8 protein-coding genes are annotated in these 8,080 nt (G+C 40.9%); 6 read left to right on the top strand and 2 right to left on the bottom strand.

Translation table 11 applies throughout. The annotated features are described in order from the left end of the window. Both Q338_RS11245 and Q338_RS11240 read right to left on the bottom strand, forming a co-directional pair. On the bottom strand, positions 1-844 hold an 844-nt coding region (locus Q338_RS11245; protein ID WP_034295465.1), incomplete at its 3' end, for a two-partner secretion domain-containing protein. 54 nt (positions 845-898) lie between these two features. Further along, entirely contained in the window at positions 899-2,671 is a 1,773-nt protein-coding gene (locus Q338_RS11240; RefSeq protein ID WP_084693597.1) for a ShlB/FhaC/HecB family hemolysin secretion/activation protein, read from the bottom strand. 199 nt (positions 2,672-2,870) lie between these two features. Here Q338_RS11240 and parA point away from each other — a divergent pair, with 199 nt between their 5' ends. The 6 genes from parA to Q338_RS11210 all read left to right on the top strand — a co-directional run bounded on the left by parA (position 2,871) and on the right by Q338_RS11210 (position 7,938). Then, entirely contained in the window at positions 2,871-3,509 is a 639-nt protein-coding gene (gene parA, locus Q338_RS11235) for a ParA family partition ATPase (protein WP_034295463.1), read from the top strand. A gap of 11 nt (positions 3,510-3,520) precedes the next feature. Then, on the top strand, positions 3,521-3,724 hold the full coding sequence (locus tag Q338_RS11230) for a ribbon-helix-helix domain-containing protein (RefSeq protein ID WP_034295461.1): 204 nt from the start codon (positions 3,521-3,523) through the stop codon (positions 3,722-3,724). A 254-nt stretch (positions 3,725-3,978) separates the two neighbouring features. Continuing rightward, entirely contained in the window at positions 3,979-4,383 is a 405-nt protein-coding gene (locus Q338_RS11225; RefSeq protein ID WP_034295458.1) for a hypothetical protein, read from the top strand. Then, positions 4,380-5,627, top strand: coding sequence for a relaxase family protein (locus Q338_RS11220; RefSeq protein ID WP_034295456.1), 1,248 nt, complete (start codon positions 4,380-4,382; stop codon positions 5,625-5,627). Before Q338_RS11225 ends, Q338_RS11220 begins: the two co-directional genes overlap by 4 nt. A gap of 87 nt (positions 5,628-5,714) precedes the next feature. After that, positions 5,715-6,530, top strand: coding sequence for a hypothetical protein (locus tag Q338_RS11215; RefSeq protein WP_034295454.1), 816 nt, complete (start codon positions 5,715-5,717; stop codon positions 6,528-6,530). 166 nt (positions 6,531-6,696) lie between these two features. Then, positions 6,697-7,938, top strand: a complete 1,242-nt coding sequence (locus tag Q338_RS11210; protein ID WP_051968629.1) for a replication initiation protein — start codon at positions 6,697-6,699, stop codon at positions 7,936-7,938. Positions 7,939-8,080: the final 142 nt, after the last annotated feature.

Raw genomic sequence — 8,080 nt, 5'->3', positions numbered from 1 at the left:
TTTTCGCGGCAGCCTGAATTTTGCCATCCGCGGCAACCGTGTTTTGCCCAGCAATTACGGTTAAATCATTGGCGGCAATCGGCGCATCCACTTCCACATAACGCCCAATGATTTTAGTGAAATCGGTGTCTTTGGCATTTAGACCTTTGCCCTTAATACTGATTTTGCCATCGTGTACGGCATACTGGTCTAATTGCCCACTGCGAATCAGGGTTTGACCTGTGCTTAAGGTCGCACTTTGGGCATTGATAAAGCCACCACCGTTCACTTGGATACCAGCAGGGTTGGCTAAAATCACTTCTGCACGTTTGCCGCCCACTTCCACATAGCCATTGAGTAAACTTGGGTTTTGGCTGTTTACTTGATTGACGATGATTTTGGCTTCACCAGTTGCCAACAATGGATTACCCTGTATCCAGCCAGCTTGTTGGGTTTGGGTGTTGGTGCGGCTATTGTTTAGAATCGCGCCTTTTTCATCCACGTCAAATTGGCGATATTGATTGACCGACACCCCAGCTTTACTGGGTGTTTGGATATTGACTTGTGGCAAGCCATTTGGGGTTTGCAACACAATCGGCTGCTCATTTTTGGGTGCATTCTTATCCGCTTGAATATTGGCTGCTTCAGTTGTTTCCGCAATAAAAGCTGTGCCAAACATCAGCATTAAAGAAAATGTCAGTGGTTTCAGGCAGCCTGAAACAAAAGAAGAATCAACTGGCTCAGCAACAGGGTTTTCCGCAGATGTATTGGTGCTGGATTGCCCCTGTGCGGTCGCATTTTCAGGGACAACCATCATCTGTCCGCGTTCTTGGTTGAAAATCACTTTGTATAAATGTTTGTTCATGATGAAAAATCTCTGTTGTTGTGAGCCAAATCAATTTGGGTTTATTGTAACATCTTAAAATGAGTAGTTCAGACTAAATCCAGTCGTGGTGTTTTTGCTTTGAAAAAATTCTGGTTTTTTAATGGCTTTGCTGGCAAAGACATCGTATGACAATGCACCACCTGCTTTAAATTGTCCGCGCAAACCAATCGCCCCACCTGCCAAAGTTTGTCCAAGCAAGTATTGTGCCGATGGTCCTGACACATGACCCACGTCTGCAGCCAGATAGACTTGATGTTGTGGGGCATATTGCCAACTCAGTTCATTGCGCCACTGTACGCCACGCTCGGCAGCCAAACTCATTTCGCCATCAAAGCCACGCACAGAATAGCGCCCACCGATGGCCATTTTGTCTTGCGGTGTCAGTGGGGTTTTGTTCCATTGTGCATGTAGACTTGTGTCATAAGCAAATTTTTGTTTTTTAATCTGAAACGGTATATTCACGTTTAAATCAGCCGTGATGATTTTCATGCGTGATGTGCCTTCACCAAATGCCTCTTCGGGAGCGGGCAGTGCACCATTCATGCCTGTACCGCGTTTATACGCCACTTTCAGTTGTGCGCTGATGTCGTCTAAGTATTCCTTATGACTGAAATCAATGCCCCAGCCCGCAGTTTTGCGTTTTTGTACATCCAATTCGGCATCATCAATATAGCTTCGGGTTTCTTTTTGCCACAGTTTCGCACCCAAATGGGTTTTGCGTTTGCCATCGCGGTAGAGCAAGCGATTGAAACCGACATCACTGCTGGTACTTTCGCCACTGTAGTCGTAGTTTTCTTGATAGCCTGCTACCGCTTGATGGTAGCGGTAGCGACTGTGATTGACAGACCACGTCCATTTGCCAAAAGGTACGGAATAATGCAGCGCGTAGTTATTGGTTTTGCCTTTAATGGTCTTGCCATCACTGTCTTTTAAGTCGGGAATATTGCCCAAGCCCCTGCCCACAGAAACATACGCCATATCGCTTAAACCCAGTGGATTGTCGGCAGATAAAGTCATGCTGCCTTGCAATTTTCCAGTGCTTTTGCTGCCTGAATCGTCCAATGAAAAAGTCGCACGAAATGGTACCAGTCTTTGTTGCCAATCAATAGCAACATTGCTTTCATTGGGTTTGTCGGTGGGTACAATTTGAATATTGGCTTCGGCGGTGGGCAAACGCTTGAGATTTTCCAGTCCCTGTTCGAGCTCGCGTAAATTCAATAATTTTTTGCGATTGGTGGGAAATTCATTTTGAAATGCCGCAATACGACCTGCATGCGTGTGTTCAGATTGGCTTTGATTGACTTTGAAATCTTTGATGTAACCTGCCATCAACGTTAATTCCAGCTTACCTGTTTGCAGATTTTGAGGTGCAGCCAATACGCGAGTGGTGGTATAGCCACGACCGATGATGTGATTTTGTACCAAGCCCATCAAGCGATTAATGTCTGTGCTGCTCATGCACTGATTGGGCTGAAACCCCAATTCTTTTAAGCCACGTTTTAAAGCAAATTGAAATCGCTGACTTTCCTCACCCATCAATGAAACGTTTTGAATTGGGAAACATAACTCATCTTTGCTGAAATCATGGGAACGAATCAAATCGGGTACGAAACTGGGCTCAGGCAAACGCACATCTTGCTCAGGTAAGTTCATTTGTCGCAATTGCTGTTCGCGCTGCTGCTGGAGAATATCTTGCTGTTGCTTGATTTGCTGACTTTGTTGGATAGCGTCAATGGGATTGGCAAAAGTATATGTGCTGATACCAGTGAGCAGGGTAACGCCCAATGCGGTTGGAGACAGTTTCATCATGATTTGGTGCTTGCAATGAGTCAAAAAAGCGCATTCTAGCATAATGAAATTGGTCTTTTAAACATGATTTCATGGATTGTATTGAATATGATTTACTTGTTTTAGTAAATATTTTTTTATTATTATCAATAAATAGATATTGATTTTTTCATTGTAAAATGGGAAAATATGTTTCCGTTTTAAATGGAAAGTAACAATGAAGGTCATTTCTGTTTTGAATTTCAAAGGTGGGGTAGCAAAGACCACCATTTCAACTCATTTGGCGAGGGCATTGCAATTGCGTGGGTATGATGTGGTTTTGGTGGATAGCGACCCGCAAGGTAGCTCGCGCGATTGGGCTGCGTCTAATCCTGAACAAACGGTGCCTGTCATTGGTATTGACCGTCCAACGATTGAGCGTGATTTAAAACATATCGCGCACAAAGAATTTGTGGTCATTGATGGTGCACCACAATCACAGGCCTTAGCAGTATCTGCGATGAAAGTGTCTGACTTGGTCATTATCCCAGTACAACCATCGCCATATGACATATGGGCTGCATCCGAATTGGTTGAACTGATTAAACAGCGTATTGAACTGACAGATGGCAAATTGCAGACTGCCCTTTTGATTACTAGAATGATAAAGGGAACAAAATTAGGTGGTGAAGTGCGAGACGCGCTATTGGAATTTGGTTTGCCCATTTTGAATACTGCCATTTGCCAACGTGTGATTTATCCGAGTTCGGCTGCGGAAGGTCGGACGGTTTTGGATAAAGAACCAAGTGGAGAAGCAAGTAAAGAAATCAATAATTTATGTGATGAAGTATTGTCATTGATTAACCCAGTAAAATAGGAAATTGCACCATGAGTTTAAGCCCAAAACGCCCATCTGTGGAACAGTTGCAAGCAGCTGAAAATGTACAGACAAAATCAGTCAGCTTTGTGATGGCAGAAGACAAATACAAAGAACTGAAAATTTTGGCATTGAATCAAGATAAGACCGTCAAGCAGCTTTTAAATGAAGCGGTTGACCGCTTATTGGCAGAGCAAAAATCTAATCAAAAATAGAAAGCGAATCGCATGTTACCAATTGAAGGGAACATGCGATTTTGATTGCATAGATGCTTTGAAAAAGCATCCATCTTAGCGGGTGTCGGGCGGCAAGCCTGACCAAGTATCGGCTTGTATGATGGTGTCATACGCAGTATGACAGCGTCATACAAGACGACATACTTGCTCACGGGGTGTATCTCAGGAATGTGGGTTTGAGAACTTGGGTATGGCATTTATATTATGGCTAATACCTTGAAAACATTCACATCATGAAACCTAAAAGCAAATCCATCAGTTTCCGAATCACACAACCTAACTTGGACGAAGTAGAAAAACTGGCACAGCAAAAGCAATGCGACCGTTCGCGAATTCTCAATGAAGCATTATCGGTTCGGCTCAAACATTTAGCCACTAAAATAGAGACAGAACAGAAAATGTCCAAATACATCAATCTGTTTGAACGAAATTTTGTTTTTGTACAACGCTCATTCAATGATTTGAACCAGCTCATCAAAATTGCACATGTGTTCAAAAATGAGCCTATCGATCATGAAACCCAAAAACATATTGAAGCACTACTCAAACACACTCAAGCATTAGAACAGTCTAATCTGACCATTTTGCGTAATTTGAGCAAATTAATTGACATTCTTGAAGGTAAATCATCATCATGATAGTCAAGTTTTTCAAAAGCAACAAACAGCCTATTCAAAATGCATTTGCCTATTTTTTGAATGAGCGAGTAGAAAGTAACACCGCCAGATTGCTTTCGGGCAGTCTGGGATTGGCTGAAATGTTGGCTGAAAATCAGCGCTCGTCAGTGAAATATTTTTCAGGCTGCCTGTCTTTTAAAGAAGCACCTGAACATTTTTCAGAGCAGGACAAATACGAAATAATGGACGAATTTATGCAAGCGATTATGCCCAATCAAGAAATTCGTGAACGCATCCATTGGGCATGGATTGAACACACGGATAAAGGTCGATTGGAACTCAATTTTGTTGTCAATACACGTTTTCTTGAGCCCATCGGCCATATCAAACAATACAATTTCTTTTGTAAACATCATTTGCAGACAATTGATGCTTTTCAAGATTGGGTAGATGCCAAATATGGTTGTGAAAGTTGGAAGAATGCACCAGCTAATGTGTATCGCCATCATTTAAATACGCGACAAAGCAAAACGTTCAATCACGAAATGCTCCAATATATGATTGAAAACATCATCTTAGAAAACCATGACTTAGAAACGCGAGATGATTTGGTCAAGTATTTAGAACAGGTTGGTTTTCATGTGAGCAGAGAAGTGCGAGGTTCGATTTCTATTTTGCCTGATAATTCATCCAAGTCGATTCGCTTATCCATTGCAAAAGACGTTTCTTTAGATGAATATCGTCAAAAACTGATTGATTCCATGCAACATCAATCGATGGATGTGGTAAAAAGTCAGCACATTCAATCTTTAAAAGATAGGCTGGAGATGTGTAAGCAAACGACTTCTGTTTATGCACAACAGCGTTATTTCAAACATTCAGAACGCATTGTTAAGGCAAATGCTTCTTGTCATTTAACGTACTCAACAAAACAATCAAAACCCAATATGCGGGTGCATGCGAAATTTGAAAAGCATGAAAATCAGCAGGAAGAGCCTATAACTTCATTTAAAATTCAAGAAAAGCACATAAAAAGCTGTTTTTCATCATCGTACCATCCTATCATGAATCATGATATACCCATTGATGAATTAAGTGAAGAAGAATACGCCAAATACATCATAAGAGTACAAAAGTGGCTGATTGAAGAAGCTGCGAAGGCTTTTGGTTGGATTGGCTATATTCAATCATGGTCACAGTCAATTGAGCAGCAATCAGTTCAGCATATGAACAACCACCAACTTGGTTTAGGCAGTATGAAGTAAAGTTGATGCGAAATTTTTTTGTCAAAAATTTGGTGTTTTATTTAAGCAAATATATATTAAGTATATTAGTTAAATAAAAAGAACATCATGTCATATTTATTTGTACTCACAGACTCATTGTCAGAAGGTAAAGTTATTGAACCAATTGAATTTAAAGAAAGAATTAATAAGTCAATGTTGAAGAAACTCTTAAATACGAAAAAGGGTAAAGATGATATTATTGATTTCATTGATAAATCAGTTCAGTATGAGCAATACGAAGCTATTCAACATTTTTTGGAATGCCTCTATTGGCTTTGGATAGATCCAGAAACTAGATATTATGATGTAAAGGAAATTATTGAATGGCGCAAGCATATTTTTGAAGTGTTGTTTTCAATGGAAAAAATTGTTCTTCAATGGATTGAACAAGATAAAATTCTTTATTGCCAGTCAGTCATGACACACATTGATGCCATTATTACTGCATGGAAACGTGAGTTGAACAAGAATCTTCTAACCAGTACATATATGCCTGAAGAAGAGCAATCTAATTTGAATCAAAAGATTATTAAGTTTCGTAAAGAAGTGTGGCGGTATTCCACTATTGATGCCATGAATGAAAATATGGTTCGCTTCCTTAATGATGAAGCCAGAGAGCATGGCTATGTGGAAGAGCTTGATTCAATTAATTGTACGATATTCCATCAACTGTTTGATAAGATTAATGAAGATTCCGATCAGATTGATAAAGTGGTCAGTATGTACCGTGTATTGGAACGTTTGTTTGGTTTTGAAAAAGTGGTGTCTTTATGTTGTAAGCGCGATACCAATAATCAGACTGCAATAGAAATTCTGTTAATCAAGTTACAGAACATATACAAAAGAAGTAACAGCAAATACAGAGAACGAAAATTAAATTGATTGGACAAATGTGTGCTATAATTCGCGCACATTTTAAGACGAAAAGCCCGCATTGGCGTGCGGGCTTCTCAATAGGGATGTTCTAACTTTAGGAAGGGTCGGAACATATCAGCGCCACAAGTGCGCCAACTAACTTAAGGTGCATTCTATCATTGAATAATGATAAATGCAATACAAAAAAATGCAAAAATACAAAGATTTAATCAAAGACTTTATTCAACCGCTTTTACCAAGTAAACCTTACTGCTCTGACGGCAATGCTTGCCCCACTGTGATTCGCACTCAAAAGCATGCCATTCGCTATCCGCAAATTCAAATCAACTCACCTTTTTCTTGGAAAATCATGGTCTTTGATGTGGACCATCAAAACGCGGCTTTCGTTTGGGAAGACGTGGGCTTAGCTGCGCCAAATCTGATTGTGCAAAATCCAGAGAGCGGACATTGCCATTTATTCTATGTGCTGAAAACGCCAGTTGCCACTTATGACACCGCCAAAATGAAACCGATTCGCTATGCCAAAGCGATTTATCATGCAATGGCGGTGAAGTTGGGTGCGGATTTACGCTATGCAGGTTTGCTGGCACACAATCCATTACACGAGCAATGGCAGACCAGCCTGTTACATACGAACACATTTACGTTAGATGAGTTGGCGATGGATTTTGAATTGCCCAATATGTTTGAATTGGCAAAGCATAAAAAACACCAAGATATTTTAGAGAGCGGTCAATTATTTGGGCGCAATTGTGCGGTGTTTGATTGTTTGCGCTTTTGGGCGTATGACGCGGTGCGCCAATATCGTGGCAGTGGGTTTAAAGAATGGCATACAGCCGTGTTAAGCAAAGCATTGGGTTTTAATGATTTTGCCATACCGCTTTCAGTGAATGAGATTGGGCATATTGCCAAAAGTGTAGCGAAATGGGTGTGGAAACACGATGGCGAATGTGAGCAACGCTTTATTGAACGCCAAAGCAACAAAGGCAAAAAAAGCGGTGTGGTTCGCCGAGCAGTCATTGAACCATTGAAACAGAAAGCGTTTCTGCTTTGGCAAAAGGGCAAACACACACAAGAACAGATTGCCCAACAACTGAATAAAAGCCAAGAAACCATCTCGAGATGGCTTAAGGAAATGAAAAGCATGCAAGTCAGCCCAAATAAAAGGAGCTGGCTGGATGTGTTGCGTGGTGCGTTGATGAAAAAGCGAGCGCAACAACAGAAACAGAACCAAGAACACACCCATTCAGGCTGCCTGAAAACGGACACACAAACAGAAGTAACACACACACAAATCAAGTCCAATCCCAAACCCAAATATGTGCCGATAGCATTGATAACATTAGCGCATTTTTATTTTTACTGGTTTATGCACAAACCAAAATCAGATTTAAAGCTCGTAGGGTGGGGGTAGTGGGTTTTAGGTATGATTGAATCAATTAAATGGTGAAAGGAATGGCGCAGTTGTGGTGAGCTGGGTGGATTTTTGATGTGGGGTTGATTGAATTTGGATTAAATTAACGCAGCTTGCTTTTAACGCAGCTTGCTTTTAACGC

Origin of the sequence: Alysiella crassa DSM 2578, from assembly GCF_000745955.1 — a bacterium.
GTDB classification, from domain to species: Bacteria; Pseudomonadota; Gammaproteobacteria; order Burkholderiales; family Neisseriaceae; genus Simonsiella; species Simonsiella crassa.
This window is presented reverse-complemented; position numbering and strand designations above follow the sequence as displayed.

Bases quoted from the DNA above. Each gene is read 5' to 3' on its own strand.
- Q338_RS11225 (WP_034295458.1), top strand. From the start codon at position 3,979: ATGAAACCTAAAAGCAAATCCATCAGTTTCCGAATCACACAACCTAAC.
- Q338_RS11210 (WP_051968629.1), top strand. From the start codon at position 6,697: ATGCAATACAAAAAAATGCAAAAATACAAAGATTTAATCAAAGACTTT.
- Q338_RS11230 (WP_034295461.1), top strand. From the start codon at position 3,521: ATGAGTTTAAGCCCAAAACGCCCATCTGTGGAACAGTTGCAAGCAGCT.
- parA (WP_034295463.1), top strand. From the start codon at position 2,871: ATGAAGGTCATTTCTGTTTTGAATTTCAAAGGTGGGGTAGCAAAGACC.
- Q338_RS11220 (WP_034295456.1), top strand. From the start codon at position 4,380: ATGATAGTCAAGTTTTTCAAAAGCAACAAACAGCCTATTCAAAATGCA.
- Q338_RS11240 (WP_084693597.1), bottom strand. From the start codon at position 2,671: ATGAAACTGTCTCCAACCGCATTGGGCGTTACCCTGCTCACTGGTATC.
- Q338_RS11215 (WP_034295454.1), top strand. From the start codon at position 5,715: ATGTCATATTTATTTGTACTCACAGACTCATTGTCAGAAGGTAAAGTT.